The following is a 16,198-nucleotide window of genomic DNA, read 5'->3' on the forward strand; positions in this document are numbered from 1 at the left end:
GAACTTCGGGCCCCGGCCCGCTCGGCGTCTACAGAGATGTAGTACGTTCTCGCGGGGGAGGGGCCCGAAGGCCGCGCCAACTCGGCTCGGTACGCTGTCGCTCCGACGAGACCCGTACCGCGACTGAGGGTGTGCGATGTCCCTGACCTACCCGGAATCCATCGGCGTGGGCCTGCTGCAAGGTGTCACCGAGCTCTTCCCGGTCTCCAGCCTGGGGCACAGCATCCTGTTGCCGGCGCTGATCGGCGGCCGGGTCGACAAGGACCTGAACATGACCAGCGCCGACTCCCCGTACCTCGCGGTGCTGGTCGGCCTGCACCTGGCCACCGCGCTGGCCCTGGTGGTCTTCTTCCGCAAGGACTGGATCCGGGTGATCCGCGGCTTCTTCAGTTCGATACGCGAGCGGCGGATCGAGACCGTCGACCAGCGGCTGGCCTGGCTGCTGATCGTCGGCACCATCCCGGTCGGCATCGCCGGACTGGTGGCCGAGAAGGCGCTGCGCAGCGCGCTCGGCAAGCCGGTGCCGGCCGCGATCTTCCTGGCGCTGAACGGCCTGGTGCTGCTCGGCGCCGAGCGGCTGCGGCGCGGCGGCGGCGGTCGCCGCCGGGCCGGCGCGGCCGCCGAGCACGCCGCGGGCGAGGACCCGGCGATCGCCTCGGACCGCCGGATCGCCAAGCTGAGCTTCCGTCAGGGCACCTGGATCGGCGCCGCCCAGATCCTGGCCCTCTTCCCCGGCATCAGCCGCTCCGGCGTCACCATGAGCACCGGCATCCTGCGCGGGCTCAACCACGAGGACGCGGCCCGGTTCTCCTTCCTGCTGGCCACCCCGGTGATCGGCGCGGCCGCCGTGCTCAAGCTGCCGGAGCTGATGAAGCCCGAGTACACCGGCATCCGCGGCCCGGTGATCGCCGGCTCGATCGCGGCCTTCGTGGCGGGCTACATCTCGGTCAAGTTCCTCACCAAGTACTTCGAGAACCGCAGCATGACGCCCTTCGCGATCTACTGCCTGGTGGCCGGCATCGGCTCCGCGGTCTACCTGAGCGTCACCGGCTGACCCGCCGCGGGGCCTGACGGGTCCTCACCCGGTTGCCCCGCCCCGGTGGCGGAGCGCGCGGGGGCCGTCGGAGGGTGGGCGGGAGTCCCGACCCAGGAGGCCCCATGGACCGCCGAGTCCCGCCCCGCACCACCGCGTCCCGCGCCACCGGGTCCCGCCCGCCGCGCCTCCTCGTCGCCCCGGTCGCCGTCGTGACCGGGGCGGCGCTGTCGTTCGGCCTGGTGCTGACCGGGTGCACCTCCAGCAACAAGGCCAAGGTCTCCTCGGCGGCCTCCTCGGCCGTCAGCGCCGCCCAGTCGGCGCTCGCCTCGATCGGCAGCGAGGCCGCCTCGCAGGGCGCCTCGGCGGCCTCCTCGGCGCTCTCGGCGGCCGCCTCGGCCGCCTCCTCCGCCTTCGCCGGCGCCACCGGCGGGCTGGACGCGGCCGGCGATGTCTCGCTCGGCAGCGTCTCCACCACCTCGGACGGCAAGGCCCAGGTCCAGGTCACGGTGGCCAACCACCAGAGCGACAGCAAGCGGTACACCGTGCAGGTGAGCTTCAAGGACCAGGGCGGCTCGCTTCAGGACACCGTGGTGCTGACCGTCGGCCCGGTGGCGGCCGGCCAGTCCGCGAACGCCACCGCCACCAGCAACCGCTCGCTCGGCGGCACGGTGACCGCCTCGGTCGAGCGCGCCCTCCGCTACTGATCCGCCGGCCGGCCCTTCGCCACCAGCTCCAGCAGCCGCAGCCCGGCCGCCAGCACCTCCTCGGCGGTCCACTCCAGCGCGGCGGCGCCGACCCGGATCTCGGCCATCGCCAGCCCGGGTGCGACGTCGGCCCAGCTGCCGGCGATCGAGGTGCGCTCGGTCTCGGAGAGCTCCAGGTTGGCCGCGTTCAGCGCCTCGGCGGGGTGCGGCAGGTAGAGCTGGAAGTCGCAGGTCTGCGGGGGAGCCGGGTGGATCCGGGCGCCGGGCAGGTCCGCCAGCGCCGCGGCGACCACCTTGGCGTGCCGGACGTACTCGGGGATCCGGGGCAGCTCGGTCGCCAGCCCGTCCAGCGCCGCCAGCGCGGCCGGCCAGTTGTGCCACAGCTGCCCGCCGTGCCGGTGCCGCCAGCTGCGGGCGTAGCCGGCCAGCGCCGAGTCGCCGGCCAGCAGGGCGCCGTGCGAGGCGCCGAGCGCCTTGTAGGCCGAGACGTAGACGCTGTCGGCCAGCCCGGCGATCTCGGCCAGCGGGCGGCCGTAGAAGGGGGCGGACTCCCAGAGCCGGGCGCCGTCGAAGTGCACCCGGGCACCGGCCGCCCGGGCGGTGCCGGCCACCGCGACCAGCTCGTCCCAGCTCGGCAGCAGGAAGCCGGCGTCGCGCAGTGGCAGCTCCACCGTGGCGGTCCCGTACGGCTGCCCGACGGCGGCCAGCTCCTCGGCGGTGTAGGGGCGGGGCGCGTCGGTCGGCCAGATCGCCCGCAGGCCGCTCAGCTGGCCGTAGGCCTGCCGCTCCCAGCGCTCCAGGTGGCACATCGGGTGCATCGCCACCGCGTCGCGCCCGGTCAGCTCGGCGCCGTAGCGCAGCGCGATCTGCTGGGCCATGGTGCCGCTCGGGAACCAGACGGCCGCCTCGGTGCCCAGCAGCTCGGCGACCCGCCGCTCCACCCGCTCGACCGCGCCGCCCTGGGCGTAGAAGTCGGGCAGCTCGTCCAGCCCGTCCAGGCCGGCGAGGTGGTCGAGCTGTTCGCGGACGGTCTGTGGACGCTTGCCGCTCAGCACGCGGTCGCAGGCGCGCAGCGCGGCGAGGCGGCGGGCGACGGAGGAATCGGTCATCCTGCGATTCTCGGACCGTCAGGTGGGCCGGACCAAACGGTTTTCATAGGCGAAGACCACCGCCTGCACCCGGTCCCGCAGCCCCAGCTTGAGCAGGATTCGGCTGACGTGGGTCTTCACCGTGGCCTCGGCCAGCGCCAGCTCGGCCGCCACCTCGGCGTTGGAGAGCCCGCGGGCCACCTGCACCAGCACGCTGCGCTCGCGCGCGGTCAGCGTCTCCACCGCGCGCTGCGCCCGGTCGGCCGGGCCGCCGTCGGCGGGCAGCTCGCCGGCGAACCGGTCCAGCAGCCGCCGGGTGATCCGCGGCGCCACCACGGCGTCCCCGGCCGCCACGCTGCGCACCGCGCTGAGCAGTTCGGCGGGCTGGGCGTTCTTCAGCAGGAACCCGGAGGCGCCGGCCCGCAGCCCGGCGAAGGCGTACTCGTCCAGGTCGAAGGTGGTCAGGATCAGCACCCGGGTCTCCGGCGCGGCCTCGACGATCTGCCGGGTCGCCTCGATGCCGTCCATGCCGGGCATCCGGACGTCCATCAGCACCACGTCCGGGGCCAGCTCGCGGACCAGCCGGACCGCCTCGGCGCCGTCCGCGGCCTCGCCGGCCACGGCCAGGTCCGGCTGGGAGTCCAGCACCAGGGTGAAGGCGACCCGCAGCAGCGGCTGGTCGTCCACCAGCAGCACTCGGATGGTCATGACGGCGCCTCCTCGGCGGGTGCGGGCAGGTCGAGGTCGAGGGTGGCGGCCACCCGCCAGCCGCCCCCCGGAAGCGGTCCGGCGGTCAGCTCGCCGCCGTAGGCGGCGGCCCGGTCGCGCATGCCGGCCAGTCCGTGGCCGGCGCCGAGCGGGTCGGCGGCGGCCCGGCGCAGCGGGCGGCCGTCGTCGCGCACCTCCACCCGGACGGCGGCGGGGGAGCAGTCCACCGCGACCACCGCCCGGGCGCCGGGCGCGGCGTGCTTGAGGGTGTTGGTCAGGGACTCCTGGACCAGCCGGTAGACGGTCAGCTGGGCGCCGGGGGAGACGTGGCCGTGCTCGCCGGCCAGCCGCAGCTCGCAGGCCAGCCCGGCGGCCCGCACCTGGGCGGCCAGCGCGGCGAGCTGGCCCAGGCCCGGCTGCGGGTGGCGCAGCGCGTCCGGCTCGTCGTCCCGCAGCACGCCGAGGAAGCGGCGCATGTCGGTGAGCGCCTGCCGCCCGGTCTCGGCGGACTGACGCATCGCCGCGGTGGCCTTCTCGGGCGCGTGCTGGTTGGCGTAGACGGCGCCGTCGGCCAGCGCCACCATCACCGAGAGGTTGTGGGTCACGATGTCGTGCATCTCGCGGGCGATCCGGCTGCGCTCCCCGGCCACCGCGAGCGCCGACTGCTGGTCGCGCTGGCGCTCCAGCTCCCGGGCCCGCTGGTGCAGCGCGGCCAGCTTGGCCTGCCGGGCCCGCACGTTGCGGCCGAGCACCACGGCGGCGGTGACCAGGCCGGAGAGCAGGAAGACCACCCGCATCGCGGTCTCGTACTGCGGCCGCTCGGAGAGGACCGGCGGCCAGCGGTAGACGGCCAGCAGCACGCCCAGCTCGGTCACCGCGAAGGCGGCCACCGTCCAGCGGAAGGAGCGGCGGGCGGCGACGGTGTAGAGCGCCACCAGCACCGCCAGGTCGGCCGGGCCCACCGCGATGTGCAGCCACCAGCTGATCGACCACTGCACGAAGGCGGTGGCCGCGACCGCCGCGAAGACCTGCACCGGCCGCCGCCGGCGCAGCGCCAGCGGCAGCACCAGGGCGGCCTGCAGCAGCAGCTCCCACTGCTGCGGGTGGACCCGCTGGTGGGAGCCGATGCTCAGGGCCAGCAGCAGCACCGCCCCGGCGCTGTCCACCAGCAGCGGGAACCGCTCGTCCAGCCGCCGCGCGCGCAGCGCGGCGAGCCCTCGGGCGGCGCCGGGGAAGCGCTGCCCGAGGGCTGTCACGGACGGTTCGGCCGAGCTCATCGCGCCATTGTGCAACGGATCGGCCCGGCCGGGCGGATCACGCGTCGCGCCGCTTCAGCACCACGGCGGCGGCCGCCAGGGCCACGGCCACGTAGCCGCAGAGCAGTCCGAAGCCGGCCCAGGGCGCCATCTCGTGCGGGGCCCGGGTCACGTGCGCCAGCGCCTGTCCGGCGTTGCTGGGCAGGTACGGGATGATGTTGTCCTGCCAGGAGCTGGGCAGCGCCTCGCTGAGCAGCGGCAGCACCAGCAGCAGGCCGAAGACCGAGGCGATGCCGCCGGCGGTGTTGCGCACCAGGGTGCCCAGGGCGACCGCGAGCAGCCCGATGGCGGTCAGGTAGAGGCCGGTGCCGAGCACCACCCGGGTCACCCCGGGCGCGGAGAGCGTGGTGTCCAGGTGCTTCGAGGCCAGGATCGCCTGGCCGGTGAAGAAGGCGACCAGCACCGAGGCGGTGGCCACCACCCAGGTGACCGCGCCGAAGACCAGCGCCTTGGCCCAGAGCACCGGCAGCCGCTTGGGCACCGCGGAGAGCGAGGCCCGGATCATGCCGGTGGAGTACTCGCCGGTGACGACCAGCACGCCGAGCACGCCGATCGCCATCTGCGCCAGGAAGTAGCCGCGCAGGCTGTGCTCGGCGGGCGTGAAGGCGAGCCGCTCGTCGGCCGGCAGGTGGTCCCAGCGGCTCATGGTGGCCCAGCAGAACAGCGCGCCGAGCCCGATGGTGAGCGCCGAGGCGACCACCAGGGTGATCCAGCTGGAGCGCAGCGAGCGGAACTTGATCCACTCCCCGGCGACCACCCGGGGCAGCGTGACGGAGCCGGAGCCGGCCCGTTGGGAGACGAAGGTGGTGCTCATGCGGCGGGCTCCTCGACCAGCTCGGCGGGCCGCACGGCGGCCTCGTACTCGACGGCGTCCCGGGTGAGTTCCATGAACGCCTCCTCCAGCGAGGCCTGACGCGGGGTCAGCTCGAAGAGCACCACCCGGTGCTCGGCGGCCAGCCGGCCGATCGCCTCGCTGTCGGCGCCCTCGACGGTGAGCACGTCGGGCTCCTCCTCGGCGGTGACGCTCGCGCCGGGCAGCGAGCCCAGCAGCGCGGTCAGCTCGGCGGCCTGCGGGGTGCGCACCCGCACGCCGCCGCGGGAGGCGCCGGCGGTGAACTCGGCGACCGAGGTGTCGGCGATCAGCCGGCCCCTGCCGATCACGATCAGGTGCTCGGCGGTGAGCGCCATCTCGCTCATCAGGTGCGAGGAGACCAGCACCGTGCGGCCCTCGGCGGCCAGCGCCTTGAGCAGGTTGCGGATCCACAGGATGCCCTCGGGGTCGAGGCCGTTGACCGGCTCGTCGAGGATCAGCGTGCCCGGGTCGCCGAGCAGCGCGGAGGCGATGCCGAGCCGCTGGCCCATGCCGAGCGAGAAGCCGCCGGCGCGCCGGCGGGCCACCTCGCGCAGCCCGACCAGCTCGATCACCTCGGTCACCCGGGAGCGCGGGATGCCGTGGGTGGCGGCCAGCGCCAGCAGGTGGTTCTGCGCGGTGCGGCCGGTGTGGATGGCGCGGGCCTCCAGCATGGCGCCGACCTCGCGCAGCGGCGCGCGGTGGTCGGCGTAGCGGCGGCCGTTGACCGTCGCGTGGCCGGAGGTGGGGTTGTCCAGGCCGAGCAGCATCCGCATGGTGGTGGACTTGCCGGCCCCGTTGGGGCCGAGGAATCCGGTCACGATGCCTGGGCGGACGCTGAAACTCAGGTCCTGGACGGCGGTTTTGGGGCCGTAGCGCTTGGTGAGGCCGACGGCTTCGATCATCTGTGGTCCTCGGGCGAGGGTGGGTGGACGGCGAGGTTCCCACGCTAGGCAGTGGCCGCGGGCCGATCGAGCCGCATGAGGAGGATTCCCGGCCGGCGCCGGTGCGACGGGAGATGCAGTCCGGCTACATCTTGAGACGGACCTCGCTTCGGGTGCGGAGGTTTAGCCGCAGGTCACCGGGGATCCCGCCGATCGGGCTACCTTAACGGCAACTCAAGTGTGGCGAACGGCTCTTGACGGTCCGGTTGGTCTAGTCCATTTTAATCCGCAGGTGCAGGGAGCCCCTGAGCCGGCGTCAGCGGCGCATTCCACTGACGCCGGTCCTGGGGTGCCCGGCTACCGCGCAACGATTCCCCCATGTCATGCCCCTGTCCGGAGCGGGTCCCACCCCGCCCCGGACGTTCCCGCCCACGGGCACGACCGGTCCCCCACACCATGGAGTCGCACCTCATGCTCACCCGTTCACTCGCCCGGGAGCAGGTTCCGGGCAAGCGCCGGTCGAAGGGCCTGGCCGCGCTCGCGGCCGGCACCGCGGCCTCCCTGCTGCTCGGCGCCACCCTGGCGCTCACCTCGGGCGGCACCGCCCAGGCTGCCGCGACCAACACCACCGGCGCGGCCGCGACCAGCGGCGGCATCAAGGTCGCCTACTTCGACCAGTGGTCGATCTACGCCAACGCCTACTACCCGAAGAACATCGACACCTCGGGCGTGGCCGGCAACCTCGACTACCTGATCTACGACTTCGAGAACATCAACCCGACGACGCTGCAGTGCTTCGAGGCCACCAAGGCCGCGGACACCAACGACGCGAACCCGAACGCCGGCGACGGCGCGGGCGACGCCTTCGCCGACTACGAGAAGTCCTTCGGCTCGGACATCAGCGTCAACGGCCAGGCCGACACCTACAACCAGCCGATCGTGGGCAACTTCAACCAGCTCAAGGAGCTGAAGGCGAAGTACCCGAAGCTCAAGATCCTGCTGTCGCTGGGCGGCTGGACCTACTCGAAGTACTTCTCCAACGCGGCCGCCACCGACGCCTCGCGCAAGGCGCTGGTCTCCTCCTGCATCAACATGTTCATCAAGGGCAACCTGCCCTCGGACGGCGGCTACGGCGGCGCCGGCACCGGTGCGGGCATCTTCGACGGCTTCGACATCGACTGGGAGTACCCGGGCGGCGGCGGCCACACCGGCAACAACTCCGCGACCGCGGACAAGCAGAACTACACCGCGCTGCTCTCGGAGTTCCGCTCGGAGCTCAACACCCAAGGCGCGGCGGACGGCAAGACCTACGCGCTGAGCGCGGCGCTGCCGGCCGGCCAGGACAAGATCGCGAACATCGAGACCGACAAGATCGGCCAGTACCTCACCTTCGGCGATGTCATGACCTATGACATGCACGGCGGCTGGGAGGCGACCGGCCCGACCAACCACCAGGCCGCGCTGTACTCGGACCCGAACGACCCGATGACCCCGGTCGCCCCGGGCGGCGCCAAGTACTCGATCAACGAGGGCATCAAGGCCTGGACGGCCGGCGACCCGGGCTACGGCATCCCCGGCGGCTTCCCCGCCAACAAGATCAACATGGGTGTGCCGTTCTACTACCGCGGCTGGACCGGCGTGCCGGCCGGCAGCAGCCACGGCCTCTTCCAGACCGCCACCGGTCCCGCCACCGGCGCCGCCGACTCCGGCAACGTCAACGGCATCCGGATGTACAAGGAGCTCGGCGGCATCGTCGACAACCCGGCGGACACCTACTGGGACGACACCGCGAAGGCCGCCTACTTCTACGACGGCACCACCTTCTGGTCCGGTGAGAACGCCCAGTCGATCCAGGCCAAGGCCGACTACCTGCACTGCAACGGCCTCGGCGGCTCGTTCGCCTTCTCGCTCTACGACCTGGACCCGGCCGCCACCCTGTTCAACGCCATGGTGAAGGACACCAACGGCTCGGCGGCCAGCTGCCCGGCCGCGCCGACCAGCAGCGCCCCGGTCTCCACCCCGCCGGCCAGCTCCCCGCCGGTGAGCACCCCGCCGGTGTCGAGCCCGCCCGTCTCCACCCCGCCGGTGAGCACCCCGCCGGTCTCCACCCCGCCGGCGACCGGCACCCCGGGCACCTGCACCGGCGCCCCGGCCTGGAGCGCGAGCGCCGTCTACGCCTCGCCGACCAAGGTCTCGTACAACGGCCACTACTACACGAACAAGTGGTGGACCACCAACGAGATCCCGAGCCAGAGCGGCCAGTGGGGCGTCTGGACCGACAACGGCCCCTGCTGACCCCGGCGGCTGAGCATCACCTGAACCACCGTGCCCCCGGAGCGATCACGCTCCGGGGGCACGGACCATTCAGCGACCGGCCGCGGGCTCAGGCGCCCGGCGGCTGCGGCTTGATCACCCAGAACGCGCCGCCCTGGTTGTCGGTGAGCGAGCCCATCCGGCCCACCGGGGTGTCCATCGGCGGCACCAGCACCGAGCCGCCGGCCCGGACCGCCGCGTCCACCGTGCTGTCCACGTCGTCCACCGCGAAGTAGGTGGCCCAGTGCGGCGGGACCTCGGCGGGGAACTTGGCGAGGCTCTGCGCACCGCCGACCGCCTTGCCGCCGACCGCCAGCTCGAAGTACTCGCCCATCCCGCCGGTGTCGTCCATCGGCCGCAGCTCGACGCCGAGCGCCGGGCCGTAGAAGGCGCGCGCGGCCTCGACGTCACCGGTGTTCAGCTCGTTCCAGATCACCGCGCCGGCCTCGTTCACCACCTGGGCGCCGAAGAAGTCCAGCGGCTCCCAGACGCCGAAGACCGCGCCGGTCGGGTCCTGGGCGACCAGCATCTTGCCGACCGTGCCGACGGTCATCGGCTCGAACAGCACCGTGCCGCCGCCGGCGGTCACCCTGGCCGCGGTCTCGGCGGCGTTCGCGCTGGCCAGGTAGGTGGTCCAGACGGTGGGCGGCGGCGGGTTGTCACCCATCGCCATCGCCTTGCCGATGCCGGCCACCGCCTTGCCGTTCAGGGTGAGCACGGCGTAGCCGCCGAACTCCTCGGCGCCGATCTCGCCCTGCCAGCCGAACAGGTCGCGGTAGAAGTCGATGGCCTGCTGCTGGTCGGGAGCCATCAGGTCGACCCAGCACGGCGTGCCGGGTGCGTAGGGTTCGTTGACCACGGGCATGGGTGTCGCCTCCAGGGCGGGAACTGGTCCGATGGGACGGTTCTGCTGCCCCCCGGACTCACCCTGCCGCCGGGCCCGCGCTCCCGCCACTCAACGGCGCCTCAGGGGGCAGTGTCCTCGATCCGGGTGAGCATCCGGCCGAGCAGGCCGGAGAGGTCGGCGCGCTCCTCGGGCGCCACGTCCTGCAGCAGCTCCTCCTCGAAGACGGCCGCCATCCGCATCGACTCCAGCCACTTGTCCCGGCCGTTCTCGGTGAGCTCGATGATCACCCGGACCCGGTTGGCCTCGTCGCGCTTCCGGGTGACCAGCTCCTCGGCGACCATCCGGTCGATCCGGTGGGTCATCGCGGCCGGGGTCAGGCCGAGCCGCTTGGCCAGCTCGCCGGGGCCGAGCCGGTACGGGCTGCCGGCCACCACCAGGGCCTTCAGCACCTCCCACTCGGCGCTGGTGATGCCGAGCACGGTCAGCTGCCGCCCGTAGGCCACCGCCATCCGCCGGGCCACCCGGGAGAGGGTGGAGACGATCGTCTCCACCTGCGGGTCGACGGTCGGGAACTCCCGCTGGTAGGCGGCCACCTGCTCGGCGATGTCGAGCTCACTGTCGGGCTCGGCGGCGGCCGGTGCGGCGGCCTTGCGTGCGCTCATGCGGATCAGTGTCCCACGCTCGGTAGCGAGGTTAAGACTTTGACAGTGGAGTCTTTCTACCCGTAGAGTTTAGCTTCGAAATCTTACGAGCTAAAACTACGGCTCCGGTCCACGTGAGGGGTGTCTCCATGAAGCAGCAGAAGTTCGGTGCGGGCGGCGGCCCCCTGCGCCGGGTCCAGGTCGGGAACGCGCTGAGCGCCTTCGGCAGCGGGTTCACGATGCCGTACATGTTCGTCTACGTGGACCAGGTCCGCGGGCTCGGCACCATGGCCGCGACCATGGTGTTCACGCTCTTCGCGCTGGCCGCGCTCGCCGTGCTGCCGTTCGCCGGCCGCGGCATCGACCGCTACGGGCCGCGCCCGGTGCTGCTGGCCGGCTGCGCGATGGCCGCCGTCGGCGCCTTCGCCTTCGGGCAGGCGGACAGCACGGCCGGGCTGCTGGTCGCCGTCTTCCTCTTCGGCGGCGGGGTCACCACCTGCCAGCCGGCCCTGGCCACCATGATCGTCCGCTGCTCCACCGCGGCGACCCGCTCGCACGCCTTCGCGCTGCAGTTCACCCTGATCAACCTGGGGATGGGCCTGGGCGCGCTGGTCGGCGGGCAGATCGTGGACACCGCCGACCCGGCCAGCCTGACCCGGCTCTTCACCATCGAGGCGCTGACCTTCCTGGGCCTGGCCGCCGTCACCGGGACGGCACGGATCCCGCGTCCGGCACCGGTGCTGGTCACCGGCCAGCAGCCGCGCAGCGGGCTGCGCGCGCTGGCGGCCGACAAGGCGATGGTGCGGGTGCTGCTGGTCGCCGGGCTGATCTTCTTCACCTGCTACGGCCAGTTCGAGTCCGGCGTGGCCGCCTTCGCCACCGACACGGTGAAGACCGCGCCCTCCACCCTGGGCCTGGCGATCGGCGCCAACGCGCTGACCATCGTGCTGCTGCAGATGCTGATGGTCCGGATCACCGCCCGGCGCCGCCGCACCACCGCGATGGCCGCCACCGGCGTGGTCTGGCTCGGCGCCTGGGCCGCGGCGCTGCTGGCCGGCCTGGTCCGCGGCGAGGCGGCGCTGGCCACCGTGGCGATCGTGAGCATCTACGTGCTCTTCGGCATCGGCGAGTCGATGCTGGCGCCCACCCTGGGCCCGATCGTCGCCGAGCTCGCCCCCGCCCGGCTGCTGGGCACCTACAACTCGGCCTTCGCCCTGGTGAAGCAGACCGCCATCGCGGTCGGCCCGGCGGTCGGCGTGCTGCTGGTCGGCTCCGGCACCTGGCCGCTCTACCTGGCGGCGATGACCGGCTGCACCCTGCTGATCATCACCCTGGCGCTGCGGCTGCGCCGCCACCTCACCCCGGAGCAGGACAACGCGGTGCCGGCGGCCCCGGTGACCGTGCCGGTCCGCGAGCTCCAGACGGCGGCGTGAGAGGGTGACGGGCAGGACCCCGGCCGCCTAGAGTCGGCGGTGATCAACGACTCTCTACGGTGGGGCCATGGCAGACACGGCAGTCATCGAGCGGCCGGCCGAGGCGGAACCCCGCCCGGCCGGCCGTCCCTCCTTGCCGCGGGAACTCGGCCGGCGCTTCCCCTGGGCCGTCCGGTACGCCGGCTGGCTCGGCCCCCTCGCCGTCGCGCTCTTCGCCGGGGTGCTGCGGTTCTGGAACCTCGGCAACCCGCAGGCCTTCGTCTTCGACGAGACCTACTACCCCAAGGACGCCTGGTCGCTGCTCCACCAGGGCTACGAGGGCAGCTGGGCGGACAACGCCAACACCGCGATCCTGGCCCACCCGCAGTCCATCCCGCTGAACAGCGGCTGGGCCTTCGTCGCCCACCCGCCGCTCGGCAAGTGGGTGATCGCGATCGGCGAGGCCGCCTTCGGGCTCGACCCGTTCGGCTGGCGGGTGATGGTCGCGCTGCTCGGCACCCTCTCGGTGCTGATGCTGGCCCGGATCGGCCGCCGGCTCTTCGGCTCCACGCTGATCGGCTGCACCGCCGCGCTGCTGATGTCGGTGGACGGCCTGCAACTGGTGATGAGCCGCACCGGCCTGCTCGACGGCGTGCTGATGTTCTTCGTGCTGGGCGCCTTCGGCTGTCTGCTGGTGGACCGCGACCGCACCCGGGAGCGGCTGCTCGCCGAGGGCGTGGACGGCGACACCGTGCGGCTGGGCCTGCGCCCCTGGCGGCTGGCCGCCGGCGTGCTGCTCGGCGCGGCCTGCTCGGTGAAGTGGAACGGCGCCCAGATCCTGGCCGCCTTCGGCCTGCTGACCGTGCTCTGGGACCAGGCCGGCCGCCGCAGGGCCGGCGCCCGGCGCCCGGTGCTCAGCATGCTGCGGCACGACGCGGTGCCCGCCTTCTGCTCGATGGTGCTGGTCGCCGCCGGCGTCTACCTGGCCTCCTGGGGCGGCTGGTTCGCCAGCTCCGGCGGCTACGACCGGCACTGGGCCGACACCCACCCCGGCGGGTTCCTGCCCGGGCCGCTGCGCTCCTGGTGGCAGTACCAGACCGAGATGTGGCACTTCAACACCACCCTGACCACGCCGCACACCTACCAGTCCAACCCGTGGAGCTGGCTGGTCCAGGGCCGCCCGGTGAGCATGTACTGGCAGCAGGTGAGCAACGGGCAGCAGGGTTGCACCGCCTCGGGCAACTGCGCCTCGCAGATCCTGGCGCTCGGCACCCCGCTGCTCTGGTGGACCGCCTGCTTCGCGCTGCTCTACTCGCTCTGGGCCTGGTTCTTCCGCCGCGACTGGCGCTCCGGCGCGGTGCTCTGCGCGGTCGCCGCGATCTACCTGCCCTGGTTCCAGTTCCAGGAGCGCACCATCTTCTCCTTCTACATGGTGGTGCTGGTGCCGTTCCTCTGCCTGGCCGTCGCCCAGATGCTCGGGGCGATCCTCGGACCGCCGGACGCCTCGGTGCGGCGGCGGGCCTGGGGCGGGGCCTCGGCGGGCGCGCTGGTGCTGGCGATCATGGGCTGCTTCCTCTACTTCCTGCCGCTCTACACCGCGCAGGTGATCCCGATGACGGCCTGGCAGGACCGGATGTGGTTCACCAGTTGGATCTGATCGCGGCGGGCTCCTCCGCCACCCAACTGCTCAAGGTCACCCCGCTGCTCGGGGTGGTGATGGCGGCCCTGCTGGCGGCCGCCGTCGCGGTTGCCGGGTGGGGGCGGCTCGGGCAGGGCCGGGCGGTGCTGCGGGCCGGGCTGCGGGCCGTGGTGCAGCTGGCCGCCGTCTCGCTGGTGATCGCCTGGGTGGTCCGCTCGCTCTGGCTGACCGCGCTCTTCGTGCTGCTGATGTTCACCGTCGCGGTGCGCACGGCCGGGCGGCGGATGACCGACGAGCCCGGCTGGTCCTGGGCCTGGGCGGCGCTGCCGATCGGCGCGGGGGTGCTGCCGGTGCTGGCGCTGCTGCTCGGCAGCGGGCTGCTGCCCGCGAAGGGCCTGACCGTCGTGCCGGTGGCCGGCATCCTGATCGGCGGCGGCCTGACCGCCACCTCGCTGGCCGGCCGCCGGGCGCTGGACGAGCTGGCCCAGCGGCACGGCGAGGTGGAGGCCGCGCTGGCGCTCGGCTTCGAGGACCGGGACGCCCGGCTGGAGATCTGCCGCACCGCCGCCGCCACCTCGCTGGTGCCCGCGCTGGACCAGACCCGCACGGTCGGGCTGGTCACCCTGCCGGGCGCCTTCGTCGGCATGCTGCTCGGCGGGGCCACGCCCGTGCAGGCCGGCGCGGTGCAGCTGTTCGTGCTGATCGCGCTGCTGGCGGTGGAGGCGGTGGCGATCGTGCTGGTGCTGGAGCTGGTCGGCCGGGGGCTGGTGCGGCGTCCGGTACACTGGCGGAGTTGAAGGGGAGTAGCCCTCCACCGGACCGTCGACATACTGGCCGGCTCTCACGAGCGGCCCGGCGCCCGGGGCACCAGCCGGTGCCGGCGAGACCTTCGGCCGCAGTGCTGTGATGTGATCAGTGCTGTCGGGCCGGGGTCTCTTTTTTTTATGACCGCGGCCGGGCAGCCCGACCAGAGGGAAGACACCCCTGATGAGCTTGACCGTGTTCGCCGTGACCTTCGGCATCATCTTCCTGGCCGAGCTGCCGGACAAGACCGCGCTGGCCGCGCTGATGCTCGGTACCAAGTACCGCGCGCTGTACGTCTTCGCCGGGGTGGCCGCCGCGATGGCCGTGCAGGTGGGCCTGGCGCTGGCGGCCGGCAGCCTGCTGGCGCTGCTGCCGCACCGCTGGGTGGAGCTGGTCACCGGTCTGCTCTTCCTGGCCGGCGCGGTGATGCTGCTGCTGCACAAGCACGAGGACGAGGAGGGGCACGAGGGCCGCAAGCCGTCCTCCAGCAGCTTCTGGAAGGTCGCCGGGACCAGCTTCCTGGTCGTCGCGGTGGCCGAGTTCGGCGACCTGACCCAGATCATGACCGCCAACCTGGCCGCCAAGTACGCCGATCCGCTGGCGGTCGGCCTGGGCGCCTGGCTGGCGCTCTGCGCGGTCGGCGGGCTGGCGGTGCTGGGCGGTCAGAAGCTGCTGGCGCACGTGCCGATGAAGGTGATCATCCGGGTGGCCGCGGCGGCGATGCTGGTGCTGGCCGGGATCAGCGTGGTCGGCGCGATCACGGGCTGACGAGTCCTGCCTAGCAGGTGGCCCCGGAGTCGAGGGCGGCCTGGGTCTGTGGGCCCACGGTGCCCCACTGGTCCTGCCAGAGCTGGTTGTTGCTCTGGAACAGGCCGACCTCCGACTGGGTGGGGAAGTCGTAGACCCCGCTGTGCGCCTTGCCGCAGCCGAGCGACTTCAGCTGGGACTGCAGGGCGACCACGGCCGGTCCCCGGTCGCCGGGGGAGGGCGCGGCGGTCGGGGTCGGCGAGGCGGTGCTCGCGCTGGGGCTCGGGGCGGCGCTGGTCGGCGCCGCTGAGGTGGGCGGCGGGGCCTGGCTGGTCGCGGGAGCGGGCACGGGGGCCGGCTGCGCCGGCGGTGCGGGGGACTGCGCGGGCGGGCTGCTGGGGGCGGGCGCGGCGGACTTGGTCCGGGGCGCCGAGGGTCTGGGCTTCGCCGAGGTGCTGGGCGCCTGCGGGGAGCTGCCGGTCCGTGCCGGGGTGGCGTTCGCCGCGTCGGTCGGCGCCGGGACGTCGGTGGGGCTCGCCGCGGTGGTGGGCAGCACGGGGATCGCCTGGCGGTCGGGCGGGGTGCCGGGGGTGAGCGCGAAGGCCAGGCCGACGCCGATGGCGATCGCGCCGGCCCCGGCCACGGCCACCAGGCCGGTGCGGCGCCGGCGGGCGTTCCGGGCGGCGCGGCGCGAGCCCGGGGCGGGCTCCTCGCCGTCCTCCTCGTGGAAGCCCTCGCTGATCGGGAAGAGGCCGAGCTCGCGCGGCGGGTGGGCGGCCGGTTCGGCCTCCGGACCGGGCGACGGCTCGACCGCCGGGGGCAGCAGGGTGGTGGCGAACGGGTCCGAGGCCGGCGGCGGCGGCACCGGCTGCCCGCCGGGGGCGAACGGCGAGGGCGGGGCGGGGACGGGCGCGGCCACGTACGGGCGGACCAGCGGCGGGCCCTCGGTGGCCGGGAGGATCGCGGTCTCCGTACCGTCCGGATCGGGGCCGTGCCGGTACGCACCGTCGTGCTCGGGGCGGACCGGACCGGAACCTGCCCGGCCGGGGCCGGGCTGGGCGAATTCCGGCATGGGCCGATCCTCCTGAAACCTCGGGTGGGGATGGACGGTCGGGTGGGGCGCGAACGGGCCCGATTATGCAGGACACCGTAACGGGGGAACAGTGCCGCCCGGTTCGCAGGGCAGTTCGGGGCCGCGGGCGGGCGGCG

Annotated in this window: 15 protein-coding genes; 7 read left to right on the plus strand and 8 right to left on the minus strand. The window is 73.5% G+C overall.

Going from position 1 to position 16,198, the window contains the following annotated elements; all coding sequences use genetic code 11:
* Positions 1-136: 136 nt before the first annotated feature.
* Together ACFYNO_RS11390 and ACFYNO_RS11395 are read left to right on the plus strand one after the other, a co-directional pair.
* Positions 137-1,054: an undecaprenyl-diphosphate phosphatase gene (locus ACFYNO_RS11390; protein ID WP_388009044.1), complete on the plus strand. Its 918-nt coding sequence runs from the start codon at positions 137-139 to the stop codon at positions 1,052-1,054.
* 104 nt (positions 1,055-1,158) lie between these two features.
* Positions 1,159-1,740 (plus strand): hypothetical protein, encoded by a 582-nt coding sequence (locus tag ACFYNO_RS11395; RefSeq protein WP_388009047.1) that lies wholly within the window; start codon positions 1,159-1,161, stop codon positions 1,738-1,740.
* On the opposite strand, the gene ACFYNO_RS11400 is transcribed toward ACFYNO_RS11395, so the two are convergent.
* The 5 genes from ACFYNO_RS11400 to ACFYNO_RS11420 are packed head-to-tail and all read right to left on the minus strand — an operon-like array spanning position 1,734 to position 6,607.
* A complete protein-coding gene (locus tag ACFYNO_RS11400; protein WP_388009050.1) occupies positions 1,734-2,849 on the minus strand; it encodes a threonine aldolase family protein in 1,116 nt (371 codons plus the stop codon). The genes ACFYNO_RS11395 and ACFYNO_RS11400 overlap by 7 nt on opposite strands.
* An 18-nt stretch (positions 2,850-2,867) precedes the next feature.
* Positions 2,868-3,536, minus strand: a complete 669-nt coding sequence (locus ACFYNO_RS11405) for a response regulator (RefSeq protein WP_388009053.1) — start codon at positions 3,534-3,536, stop codon at positions 2,868-2,870.
* A complete protein-coding gene (locus tag ACFYNO_RS11410; RefSeq protein ID WP_388009056.1) occupies positions 3,533-4,813 on the minus strand; it encodes a sensor histidine kinase in 1,281 nt (426 codons plus the stop codon). The genes ACFYNO_RS11405 and ACFYNO_RS11410 overlap by 4 nt, the downstream gene beginning before the upstream one ends.
* A gap of 37 nt (positions 4,814-4,850) precedes the next feature.
* Entirely contained in the window at positions 4,851-5,666 is an 816-nt protein-coding gene (locus tag ACFYNO_RS11415) for an ABC transporter permease subunit (protein ID WP_388009059.1), read from the minus strand.
* The gene (locus ACFYNO_RS11420; protein WP_388009062.1) at positions 5,663-6,607 is read right to left on the minus strand and encodes an ABC transporter ATP-binding protein; all 945 of its coding nucleotides are present in this window, start codon (positions 6,605-6,607) and stop codon (positions 5,663-5,665) included. The genes ACFYNO_RS11415 and ACFYNO_RS11420 overlap by 4 nt, the downstream gene beginning before the upstream one ends.
* A gap of 450 nt (positions 6,608-7,057) precedes the next feature.
* Between ACFYNO_RS11420 and ACFYNO_RS11425 the strand changes: the two genes are divergently transcribed.
* Entirely contained in the window at positions 7,058-8,881 is a 1,824-nt protein-coding gene (locus ACFYNO_RS11425; protein ID WP_388009065.1) for a glycosyl hydrolase family 18 protein, read from the plus strand.
* 88 nt (positions 8,882-8,969) lie between these two features.
* Here the strand turns inward: ACFYNO_RS11425 and ACFYNO_RS11430 are convergent, their stop codons facing one another.
* The gene (locus ACFYNO_RS11430) at positions 8,970-9,764 is read right to left on the minus strand and encodes a VOC family protein (protein WP_388009068.1); all 795 of its coding nucleotides are present in this window, start codon (positions 9,762-9,764) and stop codon (positions 8,970-8,972) included.
* Between the two features lie 101 nt (positions 9,765-9,865).
* Complete coding sequence (locus ACFYNO_RS11435) at positions 9,866-10,408, minus strand: MarR family winged helix-turn-helix transcriptional regulator (RefSeq protein ID WP_388009071.1); 543 nt, start codon at positions 10,406-10,408, stop codon at positions 9,866-9,868.
* A 128-nt stretch (positions 10,409-10,536) separates the two neighbouring features.
* Between ACFYNO_RS11435 and ACFYNO_RS11440 the strand changes: the two genes are divergently transcribed.
* The 4 genes from ACFYNO_RS11440 (at position 10,537) to ACFYNO_RS11455 (ending at position 15,010) form a co-directional block, all read left to right on the plus strand.
* Positions 10,537-11,820, plus strand: coding sequence for an MFS transporter (locus ACFYNO_RS11440; RefSeq protein WP_388009074.1), 1,284 nt, complete (start codon positions 10,537-10,539; stop codon positions 11,818-11,820).
* A 67-nt stretch (positions 11,821-11,887) separates the two neighbouring features.
* Entirely contained in the window at positions 11,888-13,456 is a 1,569-nt protein-coding gene (locus tag ACFYNO_RS11445; RefSeq protein ID WP_388009077.1) for a dolichyl-phosphate-mannose--protein mannosyltransferase, read from the plus strand.
* Between the two features lie 59 nt (positions 13,457-13,515).
* Entirely contained in the window at positions 13,516-14,235 is a 720-nt protein-coding gene (locus tag ACFYNO_RS11450; protein ID WP_388009166.1) for an ABC transporter permease, read from the plus strand.
* Positions 14,236-14,422: 187 nt separating this feature from the next.
* Positions 14,423-15,010, plus strand: a complete 588-nt coding sequence (locus ACFYNO_RS11455; protein ID WP_388009169.1) for a TMEM165/GDT1 family protein — start codon at positions 14,423-14,425, stop codon at positions 15,008-15,010.
* A 10-nt stretch (positions 15,011-15,020) separates the two neighbouring features.
* On the opposite strand, the gene ACFYNO_RS11460 is transcribed toward ACFYNO_RS11455, so the two are convergent.
* On the minus strand, positions 15,021-16,061 hold the full coding sequence (locus ACFYNO_RS11460) for a peptidoglycan-binding protein (protein ID WP_388009080.1): 1,041 nt from the start codon (positions 16,059-16,061) through the stop codon (positions 15,021-15,023).
* Positions 16,062-16,198: the final 137 nt, after the last annotated feature.

The organism is Kitasatospora sp. NPDC006697 (assembly GCF_042869935.1).
In the GTDB taxonomy this organism is placed as follows: Bacteria; Actinomycetota; Actinomycetes; order Streptomycetales; family Streptomycetaceae; genus Kitasatospora.

Excerpts from the sequence above, each read along its gene's own strand:
- ACFYNO_RS11390 (WP_388009044.1), top strand. The coding sequence starts at position 137 with ATGTCCCTGACCTACCCGGAATCCATCGGCGTGGGCCTGCTGCAAGGT.
- ACFYNO_RS11395 (WP_388009047.1), top strand. The coding sequence starts at position 1,159 with ATGGACCGCCGAGTCCCGCCCCGCACCACCGCGTCCCGCGCCACCGGG.
- ACFYNO_RS11400 (WP_388009050.1), bottom strand. The coding sequence starts at position 2,849 with ATGACCGATTCCTCCGTCGCCCGCCGCCTCGCCGCGCTGCGCGCCTGC.
- ACFYNO_RS11405 (WP_388009053.1), bottom strand. The coding sequence starts at position 3,536 with ATGACCATCCGAGTGCTGCTGGTGGACGACCAGCCGCTGCTGCGGGTC.
- ACFYNO_RS11410 (WP_388009056.1), bottom strand. The coding sequence starts at position 4,813 with ATGAGCTCGGCCGAACCGTCCGTGACAGCCCTCGGGCAGCGCTTCCCC.
- ACFYNO_RS11415 (WP_388009059.1), bottom strand. The coding sequence starts at position 5,666 with ATGAGCACCACCTTCGTCTCCCAACGGGCCGGCTCCGGCTCCGTCACG.
- ACFYNO_RS11420 (WP_388009062.1), bottom strand. The coding sequence starts at position 6,607 with ATGATCGAAGCCGTCGGCCTCACCAAGCGCTACGGCCCCAAAACCGCC.
- ACFYNO_RS11425 (WP_388009065.1), top strand. The coding sequence starts at position 7,058 with ATGCTCACCCGTTCACTCGCCCGGGAGCAGGTTCCGGGCAAGCGCCGG.
- ACFYNO_RS11430 (WP_388009068.1), bottom strand. The coding sequence starts at position 9,764 with ATGCCCGTGGTCAACGAACCCTACGCACCCGGCACGCCGTGCTGGGTC.
- ACFYNO_RS11435 (WP_388009071.1), bottom strand. The coding sequence starts at position 10,408 with ATGAGCGCACGCAAGGCCGCCGCACCGGCCGCCGCCGAGCCCGACAGT.
- ACFYNO_RS11440 (WP_388009074.1), top strand. The coding sequence starts at position 10,537 with ATGAAGCAGCAGAAGTTCGGTGCGGGCGGCGGCCCCCTGCGCCGGGTC.
- ACFYNO_RS11445 (WP_388009077.1), top strand. The coding sequence starts at position 11,888 with ATGGCAGACACGGCAGTCATCGAGCGGCCGGCCGAGGCGGAACCCCGC.
- ACFYNO_RS11450 (WP_388009166.1), top strand. The coding sequence starts at position 13,516 with ATGGCGGCCCTGCTGGCGGCCGCCGTCGCGGTTGCCGGGTGGGGGCGG.
- ACFYNO_RS11460 (WP_388009080.1), bottom strand. The coding sequence starts at position 16,061 with ATGCCGGAATTCGCCCAGCCCGGCCCCGGCCGGGCAGGTTCCGGTCCG.